General features: G+C 70.2%; 17 protein-coding genes. 13 read left to right on the top strand and 4 right to left on the bottom strand.

Going from position 1 to position 15,450, the window contains the following annotated elements; translation table 11 throughout:
- Positions 1–29: 29 nt before the first annotated feature.
- The 11 genes from ald to ACGFNK_RS30115 all read left to right on the top strand — a co-directional run bounded on the left by ald (position 30) and on the right by ACGFNK_RS30115 (position 11,190).
- Positions 30–1,154, top strand: coding sequence for an alanine dehydrogenase (ald, locus tag ACGFNK_RS30065; RefSeq protein WP_393420902.1), 1,125 nt, complete (start codon positions 30–32; stop codon positions 1,152–1,154).
- Between the two features lie 399 nt (positions 1,155–1,553).
- Entirely contained in the window at positions 1,554–2,681 is a 1,128-nt protein-coding gene (locus ACGFNK_RS30070; protein ID WP_344387709.1) for a ParA family protein, read from the top strand.
- Positions 2,666–3,271 carry a hypothetical protein gene (locus ACGFNK_RS30075; protein ID WP_393420904.1) on the top strand — a complete coding sequence of 202 codons (606 nt, stop codon included), beginning with the start codon at positions 2,666–2,668 and terminating at the stop codon, positions 3,269–3,271. Before ACGFNK_RS30070 ends, ACGFNK_RS30075 begins: the two co-directional genes overlap by 16 nt.
- Positions 3,272–3,290: 19 nt before the next feature.
- Positions 3,291–4,490 (top strand): segregation and condensation protein A, encoded by a 1,200-nt coding sequence (locus ACGFNK_RS30080; protein ID WP_393420906.1) that lies wholly within the window; start codon positions 3,291–3,293, stop codon positions 4,488–4,490.
- Complete coding sequence (gene scpB / locus ACGFNK_RS30085; protein ID WP_344387713.1) at positions 4,487–5,137, top strand: SMC-Scp complex subunit ScpB; 651 nt, start codon at positions 4,487–4,489, stop codon at positions 5,135–5,137. The genes ACGFNK_RS30080 and scpB overlap by 4 nt, the downstream gene beginning before the upstream one ends.
- Complete coding sequence (locus tag ACGFNK_RS30090; RefSeq protein WP_393420908.1) at positions 5,137–6,204, top strand: pseudouridine synthase; 1,068 nt, start codon at positions 5,137–5,139, stop codon at positions 6,202–6,204. Before scpB ends, ACGFNK_RS30090 begins: the two co-directional genes overlap by 1 nt.
- 107 nt (positions 6,205–6,311) lie before the next feature.
- The gene (locus ACGFNK_RS30095; RefSeq protein ID WP_393420910.1) at positions 6,312–7,271 is read left to right on the top strand and encodes a sigma-70 family RNA polymerase sigma factor; all 960 of its coding nucleotides are present in this window, start codon (positions 6,312–6,314) and stop codon (positions 7,269–7,271) included.
- A complete protein-coding gene (locus ACGFNK_RS30100) occupies positions 7,268–7,855 on the top strand; it encodes a TIGR03086 family metal-binding protein (RefSeq protein ID WP_393420912.1) in 588 nt (195 codons plus the stop codon). Before ACGFNK_RS30095 ends, ACGFNK_RS30100 begins: the two co-directional genes overlap by 4 nt.
- A 24-nt stretch (positions 7,856–7,879) precedes the next feature.
- Positions 7,880–9,310: an MFS transporter gene (locus ACGFNK_RS30105; RefSeq protein WP_393420914.1), complete on the top strand. Its 1,431-nt coding sequence runs from the start codon at positions 7,880–7,882 to the stop codon at positions 9,308–9,310.
- 81 nt (positions 9,311–9,391) lie between these two features.
- A complete protein-coding gene (locus ACGFNK_RS30110; protein WP_393420916.1) occupies positions 9,392–10,174 on the top strand; it encodes an NUDIX domain-containing protein in 783 nt (260 codons plus the stop codon).
- On the top strand, positions 10,171–11,190 hold the full coding sequence (locus ACGFNK_RS30115; protein WP_393420917.1) for an ADP-ribosylglycohydrolase family protein: 1,020 nt from the start codon (positions 10,171–10,173) through the stop codon (positions 11,188–11,190). The genes ACGFNK_RS30110 and ACGFNK_RS30115 overlap by 4 nt, the downstream gene beginning before the upstream one ends.
- A 10-nt stretch (positions 11,191–11,200) precedes the next feature.
- On the opposite strand, the gene ACGFNK_RS30120 is transcribed toward ACGFNK_RS30115, so the two are convergent.
- From ACGFNK_RS30120 to ACGFNK_RS30135, 4 genes are read right to left on the bottom strand one after another with little or no spacing between them, the layout of a single operon-like run.
- On the bottom strand, positions 11,201–11,902 hold the full coding sequence (locus tag ACGFNK_RS30120; protein ID WP_393420919.1) for a DNA polymerase beta superfamily protein: 702 nt from the start codon (positions 11,900–11,902) through the stop codon (positions 11,201–11,203).
- A 22-nt stretch (positions 11,903–11,924) separates the two neighbouring features.
- Positions 11,925–12,380: a Rieske (2Fe-2S) protein gene (locus tag ACGFNK_RS30125; RefSeq protein WP_393420921.1), complete on the bottom strand. Its 456-nt coding sequence runs from the start codon at positions 12,378–12,380 to the stop codon at positions 11,925–11,927.
- A complete protein-coding gene (locus tag ACGFNK_RS30130) occupies positions 12,377–12,964 on the bottom strand; it encodes a DUF6529 family protein (protein WP_393420923.1) in 588 nt (195 codons plus the stop codon). The genes ACGFNK_RS30125 and ACGFNK_RS30130 overlap by 4 nt, the downstream gene beginning before the upstream one ends.
- Before the next feature lie 46 nt (positions 12,965–13,010).
- Entirely contained in the window at positions 13,011–13,670 is a 660-nt protein-coding gene (locus tag ACGFNK_RS30135; RefSeq protein ID WP_393420925.1) for a hypothetical protein, read from the bottom strand.
- Between the two features lie 359 nt (positions 13,671–14,029).
- On the opposite strand from ACGFNK_RS30135, the gene aroH reads away from it, so the two are divergent.
- Both aroH and ACGFNK_RS30145 read left to right on the top strand, forming a co-directional pair.
- Positions 14,030–14,392 (top strand): chorismate mutase, encoded by a 363-nt coding sequence (gene aroH, locus ACGFNK_RS30140; protein ID WP_033324028.1) that lies wholly within the window; start codon positions 14,030–14,032, stop codon positions 14,390–14,392.
- A partial coding sequence (locus ACGFNK_RS30145) for a prephenate dehydrogenase (protein WP_393420927.1) occupies positions 14,389–15,450 on the top strand: 1,062 nt, incomplete at its 3' end. The genes aroH and ACGFNK_RS30145, both read left to right, overlap by 4 nt.

The following is a 15,450-nucleotide window of genomic DNA, read 5'->3' on the forward strand; positions in this document are numbered from 1 at the left end:
TTACCCCACAACCCCCTGAGCCAAGGACCGTGATCGACGTGAAGGTCGGCATCCCCCGCGAGGTCAAGAACAACGAGTTCCGGGTGGCCATCACCCCCGCCGGAGTGCATGAGCTGGTGCGCCACGGCCACCAGGTCGTCATCGAGCGGGGTGCCGGTGTCGGCTCCTCGATCACGGACGACGAGTTCGTCGCCGCCGGTGCACAGATCCTCGGTACCGCGGACGAGGTGTGGGCCTCCGCCGACCTGCTGCTGAAGGTCAAGGAGCCGATCGCCGAGGAGTACCACCGCCTCCGCAAGGACCAGATCCTCTTCACCTATCTGCACCTGGCCGCGTCCAAGGAGTGCACGGACGCGCTCCTGGAGTCCGGCACCACCGCCATCGCGTACGAAACGGTCGAGCTGCCCAGTCGCGCGCTGCCGCTGCTCGCTCCGATGTCCGAGGTCGCGGGCCGGCTCGCCCCACAGGTCGGTGCCTACCACCTGATGGCCGCGAACGGCGGCCGCGGTGTGCTGCCCGGCGGGGTCCCGGGCGTGCTGGCCGGCCGGGCCGTCGTCATCGGCGGCGGTGTCTCTGGCTGGAACGCCGCGCAGATCGCCATCGGCATGGGCTTCCACGTGACCCTGCTCGACAAGGACATCAACAAGCTCAAGGAAGCCGACAAGGTCTTCGGCACGAAGATCCAGACCGTCGTCTCCAACGCCTTCGAACTCGAGAAGGCGTGCCTGGAGGCCGATCTCGTCATCGGCGCCGTGCTCATCCCGGGCGCCAAGGCGCCGAAGCTGGTCACCAACGAGCTCGTCTCCCGGATGAAGCCGGGAAGTGTTCTTGTCGACATCGCGATTGATCAAGGCGGTTGCTTCGAGGACTCGCGTCCGACGACCCACGCCGAGCCGGCCTTCCCGGTCCACAACTCGGTCTTCTACTGCGTCGCCAACATGCCCGGCGCCGTGCCCAACACCTCCACGTACGCGCTGACCAACGCCACGCTCCCGTACATCGTGGAGCTCGCGAACCGCGGCTGGGTCGAGGCGCTGCGCCGTGACGCCGCGCTCGCCAAGGGCCTCAACACCCATGACGGCAAGGTCATTTACCGCGAGGTCGCGGAGGCGCACGGCCTGGAGCACCGAGAGCTGGAGACCCTGCTCGGCTGATCCGCCGACCCATCTCTCCACCGATAAAAGGCGATACGTCAACACGAATCGTCAACGACATGCACCCGGCCGGACCTTGGGGAACCAGGTTCGGCCACATGTTGTCGAGACCCTTTGCGAGACTCGCTCAACTCGCCTCGAACGTAACGCTTCGACCGTTTCGCACACCCGCGAAACCTGCCGTGCGACGGCCTTACGCCCTTGACAGAGGGGTGTTCCGTTGCCGACACATCGGGCCGGGTCCGGCGGATTGTGTTGCTGCGGACCGGTGACACGCCATAGAGTCGCCAACCGTCGGCATGGTGCCACGCTGACCTATCTAGAAGTTTCCTGGTCACCAAGGAGGTAAGACGACTTGTGAATGAGTCGACATTTACTCCCGGGGGTGGTCAACCAGGAATGCCTGCGCAGGGCCCGAGGCCCACGGGGCTCGAGGCTGTCGGCTCCGTAGCTGTGCGCACCTTCGCAGCCCACCAGAGTCCACACCGGACTCAGACAGTCCACCAGAGCATGGATGGCCATCACGTGAACGCCATGGCCGGCAACGGAAGTGGCGAGAACCGCACCCACTTCGCCGACTACGACGACCTGCCCGAAGGGCACTTCTACGACCCCGACGCCGAGTACGAGCCCGATCCGGAGTACGCGGCCACGCTCGCGCCCGACGCGGCACGCCAGCGTCGTGAACGCATCGGCCCGACCGGGCGCCCGCTGCCGTACTTCCCGATCCCGGGCCCGCTGACCGATCACGGCCCCGCGAAGATCATCGCGATGTGCAACCAGAAGGGCGGCGTCGGCAAGACGACGTCGACCATCAACCTGGGCGCCGCGCTCGCGGAGTACGGACGACGGGTCCTGCTGGTCGACTTCGACCCGCAGGGCGCGCTGTCGGTCGGCCTCGGTGTCAACCCGATGGAGCTCGATCTCACCGTCTACAACCTGCTCATGGAGCGGGGCATGGCGGCCGACGAGGTCCTCCTCAAGACCGCGGTTCCGAACATGGATCTGCTGCCCAGCAATATCGATCTGTCGGCCGCCGAGGTTCAGCTGGTGTCCGAGGTCGCGCGCGAGTCCACGCTGCAGCGGGCACTGAAGCCGCTGATGGCCGACTACGACTACATCGTGATCGACTGCCAGCCCTCGCTCGGCCTGCTCACCGTGAACGCCCTCACGGCCGCCCACAAGGTGATCGTGCCGCTGGAGTGCGAGTTCTTCGCACTGCGAGGTGTCGCGCTGCTCACCGAGACCATCGAGAAGGTCCAGGAGCGGCTCAACCCCGAGCTGGAGCTCGACGGCATCCTCGCCACGATGTACGACTCGCGCACCGTGCACAGCCGCGAGGTGCTCGCCCGTGTCGTCGAGGCCTTCGACGATCACGTCTACCACACGGTCATCGGGCGCACGGTCCGCTTCCCGGAGACCACGGTCGCCGGTGAACCGATCACCACGTACGCCTCCAACTCCGTCGGTGCCGCCGCCTATCGCCAGCTCGCCAGGGAGGTGCTCGCCCGGTGTCACGCCGAGTGAGTCTGCCGGGGGCCGACGAACTGTTCCGTACGACAGGGGGGATGGCGCTTCAGTCGTCCAGCCCCAGGCGCCAGGCCAACGGCCAGTCCAACGGTGAGGCCCGGGTGCCGGCTCCCGCGGGCGAGGGCGATACGGCTGCCTCCGGCTCGGGATCCGGTTCCGGGATCGCGGAAGACGCGCCGCAGGCTGTGCCCGCGCAGGGCGGGGACGGTGACGGGGCCGAGCATGTGGCCGCGGACTCCGAGTCCGCCGATGCCGGGGAGTCCCGTACCCGTGGCGCCGGAGCCGACCGCTCCGGGCGACGGCAGGGGGCGCAGGAAGGTTCTGCCGCCGCCGCTCAGCCGCGCAAGCGCGGGCGGGCCGCCGCGCGGCGGCCCAGTGGGCGGGAGCGGCACGACGAGAAGATCACCGTGTACGTGTCCGCCGAGGAGCTCATGGACCTCGAGCACGCCCGGCTGGTGCTCCGCGGGGAGCACGGGCTTGCGGTGGATCGCGGGCGGATCGTTCGTGAGGCTGTGGCCGTGGTGCTCGCGGATCTCGAGTCCCGAGGGGACGCCAGCATTCTTGTCCGTCGGCTTCGCGGGCGGTAAGCGGTAGCCTGCGACGGCTATGACCTCGTACGACGGCTCCGTCCCCGCATCCGGCTCCGCCGGTCGTCGGCGTGCGCTGGGGCGGGGGCCGGGGGCTCCGCCACCGCCTCCGGAGGCGGATGAGGCGCCGGTGCCTGCGCCTCCGGCGGAGGTTGAGCCGCCTGCGGCGGCGCCGGACCCGCCTGGGGCGGAAGCCGTCTCGCCTTCGGCGGAGAGCGAGTTGCTGGTTGAGGACGGTTCTTCGCCTGCGGACCGTGGGGCGTTGTGCCCACCCTCCCCCACTCTCGAATCCGCTCCAGCGGGGGCACCCCCATCGCCCCGCGGAGCGACTGCCCACAACGCCGGCGAGGATGACGCCGTACCGCCCGCTGTCGTACCCGAGGCTCCCGCCGAGCCCGATGACGGGACGTTCAGAGTTCGGCTGGCCAACTTTGAAGGGCCCTTTGACCTGCTGCTTCAGTTGATCTCGAAGCACAAGCTGGATGTGACCGAGGTGGCGCTTTCCAAGGTCACCGATGAGTTCATGGCGCACATCCGGGGGATGGGGCCGGACTGGGACCTCGATGAGACGACCGAGTTTCTTGTCGTCGCCGCCACCCTGCTCGATCTCAAGGCCGCTCGGCTGCTGCCGTCCGCCGAGGTGGAGGACGAGGCGGATCTGGCGCTGCTCGAGGCGCGGGATCTGTTGTTCGCGCGGCTGTTGCAGTACCGCGCGTACAAACAGATCGCCGAGATCTTCAGCGGGCGGCTCGAGGAGGAGGCCCGGCGGTATCCGCGCACTGTCGGACTGGAGCCGCATCACGCCGAGTTGTTGCCCGAGGTCGTCATCAGCATCGGGGCGGAGGGCTTCGCGAAGCTTGCGGTGAAGGCGATGCAGCCCAAGGCCAAGCCGCAGGTGTACGTCGACCACATCCACGCCCCGCTGGTGAGTGTGCAGGAGCAGGCCGGGATCGTTGTGGCGCGGCTGAGAGAGCTGGGGGAGGCCACCTTCCGGGCGCTCGTGGAGGACACGGACGACACGCTGACCGTCGTGGCGCGGTTCCTGGCCCTGCTGGAGCTGTATCGCGAGAAGGCCGTCGCGCTCGACCAGGAGGAGGCGCTGGGGGAGCTGCTGGTGCGCTGGACGGGCGGGGACAGCGAGGCGGAGCCCAGGGTGACGGACGAGTTCGACAGGCCTCCGGAGCCGGTCCAGGACGAAGCCAAGGAGGAGAAGGCGTGAGCGAGAACACCACCGAGGCGCCGGCAGGGCTGCGCAGCGTCGCGGATCTTGACCTCGGACCCGCCCTGGAGGCCGTACTCATGGTCGTGGACGAACCCGCGACCGAGGAGCACCTCGCGAAGATCCTGGAGCGGCCCCGGCGGCAGATCGCGGACGCGCTGCGGGCGCTGGCCGACGAGTACACCGTCCAGGGCCGGGGCTTTGAGCTGCGGCTCGTCGCGGGCGGCTGGCGGTTCTACACCCGGCCCGAGTACGCGGCGGCCGTCGAACGGTTCGTACTGGACGGCCAGCAGGCGCGGCTCACGCAGGCCGCCCTGGAGACGCTCGCGGTCGTGGCGTACCGCCAGCCGGTCAGCCGTTCCCGCGTCTCGGCCGTGCGAGGAGTGAACTGCGACGGTGTGATGCGCACCCTCCTGCAGCGCGGGCTGATAGAGGAGGCGGGCGCGGAACCCGAAACAGGTGCGATCCTGTACAGGACGACGAACTACTTCCTGGAGCGGATGGGCCTGCGCGGCCTGGACGAGCTTCCGGAGCTCGCGCCCTTCCTCCCCGAGGCGGAGGCGATCGAGGCCGAGACGCAGGAAGGCGTACCGTCGTTCGATCCGGATGCACCGGACCCCGATGACGACACGACGACGGAAATTTGATGCGAAGCAGCGGCAGCGGCAAGAGCGGCGGGCGCGGTAACTCCCGCGGCGCCGGCAACAACAGGGACCAGAAGCAGGGGCAGGGCCGCCCCCGCAAGCCCCGCCCCGAGGAGCGCCGCTACGACGTGGGCCCCGACGCCAGCAAGGAGGGCCCCAAGTCCGGGCGTGGCAGCTCCGCGCGGGGCGGCGCCAAGGGCGCTCCGAAGAAGGCACAGCCGGGCGGGCGCGGTCGTACGGCTCCGGCACGTCCCCGCGAGTACGAGACGCAGATCGAGGAGCGCAACCGCGACCGGTACGCGGGCAAGAAGGACGTCAAGCTCCCGAAGACCTTCCCGGGTGCCGAGCAGGAGGGCGAGCGGCTGCAGAAGGTGCTCGCGCGCGCGGGATACGGTTCGCGGCGCGCCTGCGAGGAGCTGATCGAGCAGGCCCGTGTCGAGGTCAACGGCGAGATCGTGCTCGAGCAGGGGCTGCGCGTCGACCCGGAGAAGGACGAGATCAAGGTCGACGGGCTGACGGTCGCCACACAGGCGTACCAGTTCTTCGCGCTGAACAAGCCCGCCGGTGTCGTCTCGACGATGGAGGACCCGGAGGGGCGCCAGTGCCTCGGGGACTATGTCACCAACCGTGAGACGCGGCTCTTCCATGTGGGACGGCTCGACACGGAGACCGAGGGCATCATCCTGCTCACCAACCACGGCGAGCTGTCCAACCGGCTGACGCACCCCCGGTACGGCGTCAAGAAGACCTACCTCGCGCACATCGTGGGGCCGATCCCCCGCGACCTGGGCAAGCAGCTCAAGGACGGCATCCAGCTGGAGGACGGGTACGCGCGCGCGGACCACTTCCGCGTCGTCCAGCAGACCGGCAAGAACTACCTCGTAGAGGTCACTCTCCACGAGGGCCGCAAGCACATCGTGCGCCGCATGCTCGCCGAGGCGGGCTTCCCGGTCGACAAGCTCGTGCGCGTCGCCTTCGGGCCGATCACGCTCGGCGACCAGAAGTCGGGCTGGCTGCGCCGCCTGTCCAACACGGAGGTCGGGATGCTGATGCAGGAGGTCGACCTCTAGGCCGCCGTACTCGCCACGCTCGACGGCCGGTTCCGGAATTCGTCCGGGGCCGGCCGATGCGTTTTCGCCGCTCCTGGGGTCTGTACCCGTGAGGGAAGGGAGCGGCCATGGCTGTGACGACGGATCGCGACGAGTTCGTACGGCTTACGGGGATGTACCGGCGCGAGCTGCTGGCGCACTGCTACCGGATGCTCGGGTCGGTCGACGACGCCGAAGATCTGGTGCAGGAGACGTATCTGCGGGCCTGGCGGTCGTACGACGGATACGAGGGCCGCGCCTCCTTGCGGACCTGGCTCTACCGGATCGCCACCAATACGTGTCTGACGGCGCTGGAGGGACGCGAACGGCGTCCGCTGCCCACGGGGCTCGGCGGGCCGTCAGACGCGCCTGAGGAGCCGTTGAGTACTCCTCCGACGGACATCCCGTGGCTCCAGCCGGTACCCGACACGCTCGTCGACCCGGCGACCGTCGTCGCGGCGCGCGGCAGCCTGCGGCTCGCGCTCGTCGCGGCGCTGCAGAATCTGCCCGCGCGGCAGCGGACCGTGCTCATCCTCAGGGACGTGCTTGCCTGGCGGGCACACGAGGTGGCCGCCCTGCTCGGGACCACGACCGCGGCAGTGAAAAGCAGCCTCCAGCGCGCGCGTGCCCGGCTCGACGAAGTGGCGCCGGACGAGGACCTGCTGGCGGAGCCGGACAGCACGGACGACCGTGAGCTGCTCGACCGATATGTGGCCGCCTTCGAGTACGCCGACATGGATGCGCTGCTCGGGCTGCTCCAGGAAGGCGTCGAGCTGGAGATGCCGCCCTACCTGGAGTGGTTCAGCGGGAGGAAGGACGTCATGCGGTTCCTGGAGGCGCTCGAGCACGAGAAGGGACATCTGCGGATGATCCCCACGCAGGCGAACGGGCAGCCGGCCGTGGTGGCCTACAAGCGCGGTGCGGACGAGATGTACCGGGCGCACTCCGTGCAGGTGCTCACCGTCGAGGACCGGGAGATCACGCGGATCACCGTCTTCCTGGAACCAGGGCTGGCCGGAATCTTCGGGATGCCCGAGGTGCTGTCGTGAACTCCGGGGAGCTGCTGGAGCGTTCGCTCGCGTACGCGCTGGGGAGCGTCGCCGTCGTGGCACCCGGGAGTCTGCGTCGGGCAACGCCGTGCGCGCGGTGGGACCTGGGGGAGTTGCTCGGCCATCTCGACGACGCGCTCGACGCACTGCACGAGGGGCTGACGGGCGGGCGGATCGGTCTCTTCCCGGCGGCGGAGGGCCGCGCGGATCCCGCGTGCGACTTCCGGCGGCGTGCCTGTGCGCTGCTCGGTGCCTGGGTGGCCCTGCCGCCCGGGGAGGGGCGCTCCGTGTCGCTGGGAGACCGGCCGTTGGACGTCCGCGTGATGGCCGCCACCGGCGCTGTCGAGATCGCTGTCCACGGCTGGGACGTGGCGCAGGCCTGCGGGCGGCCGCGGCCGATTCCGCCGGCGCTCGCGGCCGAGTTGCTGTCCGTCGCGCGGTGTGTGGTCGCGGACGAGGACCGGGGAGTGCGTTTCGCCGAGCCGGTGGGCGTGCTGCCCCGGGCCGGCGCCTCCGACCGGCTCGTCGCGTTCCTCGGGCGCGATTCCTTTTCCGGGCGGGGCTGGTCTGCCTTCCGTGAGTGACTCTCACGGAAGGGCTTATCCCTCATGGCTGACATCGACATCGCAGAAACTCTGCTCGCCCCCGCCCGCAAGGCACCGCCATCCACCGCACCCCCACGGCGCGTCTGGACGGTGGTCCTTGCCGGGCTGGGGGCGCTCCTGTGCGCGCTGGACGTGGTGGTCGTCGCCACCGCGCTGCCCGCGCTGCAGGCCGACTTCGGGGCGAGCCTGTCCCAGCTGGAGTGGACGATCAATGCGTACAACCTCGTCTTCGCCTGTCTGACCCTGACGGGCGCCGCGCTCGGCGACCGGTTCGGGCGGCGGCGGATGTACGTCGTCGGGCTCGCCGTCTTCACACTGGCCTCCGCGTGGGCCGCACTCGCCGGTGGCGCCGGTGAACTCATCGCGGCACGTGCCGTTCAGGGCGCGGGAGCGGCCGTACTCCTCCCTCTCACACTGACCCTGATCAGCGAGGCGTTCCCGGCCGAGAAGCGGGGAGTGGCGATCGGTCTGTGGGGCGGGGTGAGCGGACTCGGGGTGGCCGCCGGGCCGGTACTGGGCGGGGCCGTCACAGATGGTCTGTCCTGGCAGTGGATCTTCTGGCTGAACGTGCCTCTGGGGCTTGTGATGCTTCCGCTCGCCGCGCGGAAGCTGCGTGAGAGCCACGGTCCGCGGCCTCAACTGGACATCCTGGGGCTGGCGTTGGCCGCCTTGGGCCTGACCGGACTCGCCTGGGCGCCGGTGCGGGCGCCGGAGGCGGGGTGGGGCAGCGCCGAGGTGCTGGTCGCCCTGGCCGTCGGGGTCGTGTTCGTGGCGGCCTTCCTCGGCTGGGAGCGGTCGGGGGCGCGGTACCCGATGCTGCCGCTCGCGCACTTCCGGCGGCGCGGCTTCTCCACCGCCAACGCTGCGGTCTTCCTGATGTTCATGTCGCTGCTCGGTGCGCTGTTCATGATCTCGCAGCTCTTCCAGGTCGGCCTGGGTAACTCCCCGTTGGAGGCGGGCCTGCGGATCCTGGTGTGGACCGGTACGCCGCTGCTCGTCGCGCCGGTCGCGGGGGCGCTCGCGGACCGGTTCGGGAACCGGCCCTTCATGCTGACGGGCCTCGTCCTCCAGGCGGTGGGGCTCGGGCTGATGGCCTGGCAGGTGGAGCCCGGGGTCGGCTACGACCGCCTGGTCATGCCGCTGATCATCGCCGGAGTCGGCATCTCCATGGTCTTTCCCACCGTCGCGAACGCCGTGAGCTCGTCGGTGCCGCCCGCAGAGGTGGGCGTCGCGTCGGGCGTCAACAACGCGCTGCGCGAGCTGGGCGGGGTCTTCGGAGTCGCTGTTGCCGCGGCCGTGTTCGTCCGGTACGGGGGCTATGACTCGGCGGAGAGCTTCATCGACGGATGCGCCCCCGCGCTGTGGGTCTCGGCGGCAGTCTCGGCCGCCGGGGCGGTGGTGGCATCGCTCTCGCCGTCCAAGCAGGGGAGTTGAGGTCATGCACGGGAGTTGAGGGGTTGCCACAGCCTGCCCGCCTCTTTATAGTCTGAGTGACTATTAAGGAGGTGGGCAGGCGTGACATCAGCAGCGGGCACCGCACCCGAGGGCTACGACAAGCACGCCTTCGAACCCTTCGCCGTCACCGTCGACCTCGCGGTGTTCACGATCCGGGGGGCCGTACTCCAGGTGCTCCTGATCGAGCGCGGTCAGGAGCCGTACGCGGGCCGCTGGGCACTTCCCGGCGGTTTCGTCCTGCCCGACGAGTCCGCGGAGACGGCCGCCCGGCGCGAACTCGCCGAGGAGACCGGCCTGTCGGACGTCCCCGGGCTGCATCTGGAGCAGCTGCGGACATACAGCGAACCGGACCGCGATCCCCGGATGCGGGTCGTCTCCGTCGCGTACACGGCGCTGCTGCCCGACGCTCCCCCGGACTCCGTCCGGGGGGACCCGCACCTCGCTTCGCTCGAGCCGCACGGCGGCGGGGACGCGGCACGCGCCCAGTGGCTGCCGTACGACGGGCTCGGACCGCTCGCCTTCGACCACGACCGGATCCTCGTCGACGCCCATGAACGGGTCGGCGCCAAGCTCGAGTACACCTGTCTCGCCACGGCCTTCTGCCCGCCCGAGTTCACGCTCGGGGAGCTGCAGCAGGTCTACGAGACGGTGTGGGGGACGGTCCTGGACCGACCCAACTTCCGGCGCAAGGTCCTCGCCACGCCCGGCTTCGTCGAGCCGATCCCCGGCGCGGCGCGCCTGACCGGCGGGCGGGGCAAGCCGGCGGCGCTGTACCGGGCGGGTACGGCCGCCACCCTCCACCCACCTCTGCTCCGACCGTCCCGGGAAGGACGCCCCGTATGACCACCACTGTGAGGAAGCAAGCCGCCACCGGAGCACTCAACGGTCTCGCGCTCGGGGACGCGCTCGGCTTCCCTACCGAGTTCAATGACGTGCCGTCGATCCTCGCCAAGTTCGGGCCGTGGCGTGAGATGGAGTTGCCGACGCCGGCGATCGTCACCGACGACACACAGATGACGCTGGCGTTGGGGCGAGGGTTGCGGGCGGTGATGGACCGCGGGGTGCTCGAACCCGAGGCGATGGCCGAGGCCGTACGCCAGGAGTTCATCGCCTGGAACCGCTCTCCGGAGAACAACCGCGCCCCGGGCAACACCTGCCTCAGGGCCTGCGGTCTGCTGGAGCGCCCGGACCGGCCCTGGCAGGACGCCAGCCAGATCCACTCCAAGGGCTGCGGCGCCAACATGCGCGTCGCGCCCATCGGGCTGATCCCCGGCCTGAGCGACGAACAACGCGCCGGGGCCGCCCAGTTGCAGGCCGCGCTCACACACGGCCACCCCACGGCGCTGGCCGCGTCCGACCTCACCGCGCATGCCGTACGCCTCCTCGCGCAGGGCACCGAACCGACCGGCCTCGTCGGACTGCTGCGCTCGTACGCGTACGAGAACCGCACCCGCTACCACGAGCACTGGCTTGGCGACCTGTGGACGCGCAGCCAGGACCCGACGCCGACGCACTTCATCGCGCGGGGCTGGGACGAGTGCGTGGAGATCCTGGACCGGTTGCAGAAAGCCGTGCGCTCGCCCTCACCCGAGACGGACCCGTGTCTGGCCACCGGCGAGGGCTGGATCGCGGAAGAAGCTCTCGCCACCGGCCTGCTCTGCTTCCTGCTCTTCCTCGACGAACCGCTCACGGCGCTGCGCCGAGCGGCCTGCACCTCGGGCGACTCCGACTCGATCGCCTGCCTGGCGGGCGCGTTCGCAGGGGCGTACACCGGGGCCGACGCCTGGCCCACGGAGTGGGCCGACAGGATCGAGTACCGGGGTGATCTCATGGCCCTGGGAGCGCTCTGGGACGCTTGATCCGGCCGGGTCACGTACGACCGACGGGAGTTCGCACGGCTGAGGTGCGGCGGGTGCGGATCAGGAAGTCCTCGATCCTGGCGCGGTCCGGCTCGGGCGGGAGCGGGGTGCGGGCGGCTGCCTCGTCCGCTTCCGTGGCGAGGCGGGCCATGCGGGACTCGATGGCCGGCCAGGGGACCTCGCCGCGTTTCACCTCGAGCAGGGGTTCCCGCTGGTCGCCGACGTCGAGAGTGAGGGTGCCCGTGCGGAGCAGGTCGCGGCAGCTCGTCAGGAGGCGCAGCAGGTGCATGGCGTGCTTCCAGCGGGGTGCGCCGTTGGTGCGGACGTCCGCTTCCAGCTTTTTGCGCTGGCCCAGTGCGTAGCGCGCGAAGGTGTTGTGAGCCTGGAGGGAGAGGAACGCTTCGCGCAGGGCGAGGAGTTCGCGGCCTGTGTCGTCCGCGTAGGTGACGAGTGGGGAGTGCAGGCACTCCAGGATGTTCGGGTTGGCGCGCAGGGCCAGTGCGCAGAAGCGCTCCAGTTCCCAGCTGAACTGTTCGTCCGCGGGACCGTCGACGTGCGTCGGCGGCTTCTCGAAGCGCCAGAAGAGCTGGGTGGGGGCCAGGAACACGCCCCGGACGTCCGTGTCGCTGGTGTCCGTGGCCAGGCCGAAGGCACGGGAGCCCATGACGCAGGAGAAGATCGTGTGATCGCGGACCAGGTCCTCGGGGCTCATGCGGCCGAGCCTAAGGGCCCGTTCACGCCAGGCGAATCGAATTTCCCGTGACCGCGATCTTCTCCTCGGGGAGCGGCCTCGTCGCGGGGCCGTCCGCCACCGAGGCGTCGGCGACGCGGAACTTGCTGCCGTGGCAGGTGCAGTTGATCGTGCCGTCCGAGACATTGGCGACCGTGCAGCGCTGATGGGTGCAGATGGCCGAGAAGGCCTTGAACTCGCCCTGTTCGGGCTGGGTGACGACGACCTGCTCGTCCTTGAAGATCTTGCCGCCGCCGACCGGGATGTCGGCGGTCTTGGCCAGTTCCTCGCCGGCCGGGGCCTCGCCGGGGGACTCGCCGGACGTCGGCTCCTCCTGGGCCGGCGACTCCGCCTCGCCCCCGCCGTTCTCGTTCCCGTACTCGCTGCACCCCACGAGCAGGGCAGCCGCGCCGGCCGCGCCCGCCGCGAGCACCGTGCGACGCGTCGAGCTGATCGTCATGTCGTCACTCCGAATGTGCGGAAGAACCAGAGGGCGGAGGTCAGCCAGACCACCGTGAGCGTGGCGAAGACGAGCCCGCCGACGATGGGCAGCAGCCAACCGGGCAGTCGCTCCGAGCGAAGGAGCAGCATCTTGGCGCTGAAGGCACCGAAGAAGAAGCAGCCCAGGACCGAATGCCACAATACGCGCGGTTCATATGTTTGATAGCCCAATGCGTACAAACAGTGCACGGCGACCGGCACCGCGACCAGGAACGCGACCCGTCCCGACCAGCGGTGCAGCACCCCTGCCCAGCTCGGTCCCGGCAGCTTCCCGTACACCATGAGCGCCGAGACGAGCTGGACGACCGCGAAGCCCATCGCCGCCGTGGCCAGCCAGGACTTGACGGCGCCCGTGCTGTTGAACCCGGCCAGGTTGAAGGCCGTGCCCGCCGGGTCGTGCACCTTGCCGTACGCACCGAGGGCGAGGGCGACCGCCCCGGCGACCAGGGCTGGGACGAGGTAGCCGACGGCCTGCGGGCGGCGACCGCGGGCCGGTTCGGGTGAGGGGAAGTCCTGGGTGGCGGCGTTCGGGTCGACGGTCATGGTCGGCTCCCTGCGGTCAAAGCTGAGGCCAGGGCTGAACGGAGGACTACGGCTGCACGGGGCGCGCGGTGAGCTGCTGTCCGTCGACCGTCACGGCGCCGGTCTCGGGGTCGATACGGGGCGCGGCCGAGGGGGTGCCGTTGCGCTTGACGATGCCGACCTGCTGACCGTCCGGCAGTACGATCCAGCCGCCGTCGATCTCGGCGCCGCGTACGGACTCGGTGGCCCGGTACAGCCCCGAGGGCTTGAGGGCCTTGTCGGCGGTGAACCCGTACTCCTGCTGACCCATGTCCACCGTGCCGCTGATCCGGCTGCCCTTAAGCTCGCCGTTCAGCACGCCGCCCTGCCGGCTGGTGAGGCGCATGGTGCCGTCGGCCTTGACGTCGCCCTTCAGCCAGGACTCCTGGTCCCGGCCGTCGCAGAAGTACGCGATCGCCCTGCCGTCGCGCAGTGATACCGCGACCGCGGAGGAGTCGTCGTCCGTACGGCCCGCGTAGTCGGCGTTGCCCGGCGGGCTCGGCGACGGGCTCGGTGGCGCGGTCGTCTTCGTCGGGTCCGATGCCGGGCTGGGCGACACCTTCGTGGCGGGCTTCTCGCCCCCGGCCGATGGCGTGGTGCTCGTCCCTGTCGTCGCGTTGAGCGACAGCATCAACAGGGCCAGCAGGAGTCCCCCGAGAAGCGTGAAAAGTGGTCCGGAGCGCTTCATTTGTGCCTCCCCCGAGGCGTCGCGGACAGCATCCCCATGCAAGCGGAAGCGCGGGGCGGCGTCCATAGGCGGACCCAGGCCGTTTCACCCCCATTGGCGGGACCGTACGGTTCCGTGACATGACGCTCCGCTGGAAATGCAGTTCGAATGCTGCGGGCCGTCTGTGGCTGGTCGCGCCCGCGCGGCGGAGCCGCACATTGAGACAGCCCCGCGCCCCTCAGGGGCGCGGCAGCGAACCGGACTCCGGAAAGCCCCCAATGTCCTCGTCTCGGCAGGCGGGCGCCGCGTACTCGCGTACTGAGGGCTGACTACGCTGGATGTGCACAGAGACGATACGTACATCAGCGAGGAGCGACACCGTGGCGGTACGAGCGGTCCGCGGCGCCGTCCAACTGGAGCGGGACGAAGCCGGGCACATGGACGAGCAGGTCAGTGAGCTGCTCACCGCCATCCTGGAGCGGAACTCTCTGACCACCGAGGATCTCATCAGTATCTGGTTCACGGCGACGCCCGACCTGCACAGCGACTTTCCGGCAGCCGCCGCGCGCAAGCTCGGCATCGTCGACGTGCCGCTGATCTGCGCGCAGGAGCTGGACATCGAGGGTGCCATGCCCCGGGTCGTACGCGTCCTCGCGCACATCGAGTCCGATCTGCCGCGCTCCGACATCGCGCATGTCTACCTCGGCGCCGCGGCAGCGCTCCGCAAGGACATCGCCCAGTGAGGACCGCACTCGTCATCGGCACGGGGCTCATCGGCACGTCGGCGGCGCTGGCCCTGGTGGGGCGTGGCGTCGTCGTGCACCTCGCCGACCACGACCCGGAGCAGGCCCGTACGGCCGCCGCGCTCGGCGCGGGCACGGACGAGGAGCCCGAGGGCCCCGTCGACCTCGCGATCGTCGCGGCGCCGCCCGCGCACGTGGCAGCGACGCTCGCCGACGCGATGCGGCGCGGGGTCGCGCGCGGCTACCTGGACGTGGCCAGCGTCAAGGGAGGGCCGCGTCGTGAGCTGGAGTCGCTGGGTCTCGACCTTTCCGCGTACATCGGTTCGCATCCCATGTCGGGCCGTGAGAAGTCGGGCCCCCTGGCCGCGACCGGGGACCTCTTCGAGGGCCGCCCCTGGGTGCTGACGCCGACCCGGGACACCGACACCGAAGTGCTCAACCTGGCGCTGGAGTTGGTGTCGCACTGCCGGGCCGTGCCGGTGGTGATGGACGCCGACGCCCACGACCGTGCGGTCGCCCTGGTCTCCCACATGCCCCACCTGGTGTCCAGCATGGTCGCCGCGCGCCTGGAGAACGCCGAGGAGGCGGCCGTACGCCTCTGTGGGCAGGGCATCCGCGACGTCACGCGTATCGCGGCCTCCGACCCCCGGATGTGGATCGACATCCTGTCCGCGAACCCCGGGCCGGTAGCCGATCTCCTCGCGGACGTCTCCGCCGACCTGGACGAAACGGTGCAGGCCCTGCGCGCCCTCCAGTCCTCCGACGAGGCCAAGCGCCGTGAGGGCGCCACCGGCATCGAGGACGTCCTGCGCCGCGGCAACGCCGGCCAGATCCGAGTCCCCGGCAAACACGGCGCCGCCCCCACGGTGTACGAGAGCGTCGTCGTCCTCATCAACGACCAGCCGGGCCAACTGGCCCGCATCTTCGCCGACGCGGGCGCCGCGGGCGTCAACATCGAGGACGTACGCATCGAGCATGCGACCGGGCAGCAGGCGGGCCTGGTGGAGCTGATGGTGAAGCCGGTGGTGGCTCCGGTGTTGACGGCGGCGTTGCGGGAG

Source organism: Streptomyces sp. NPDC048825 (assembly GCF_043198355.1).
In the GTDB taxonomy this organism is placed as follows: domain Bacteria; phylum Actinomycetota; class Actinomycetes; order Streptomycetales; family Streptomycetaceae; genus Streptomyces; species Streptomyces xiangluensis.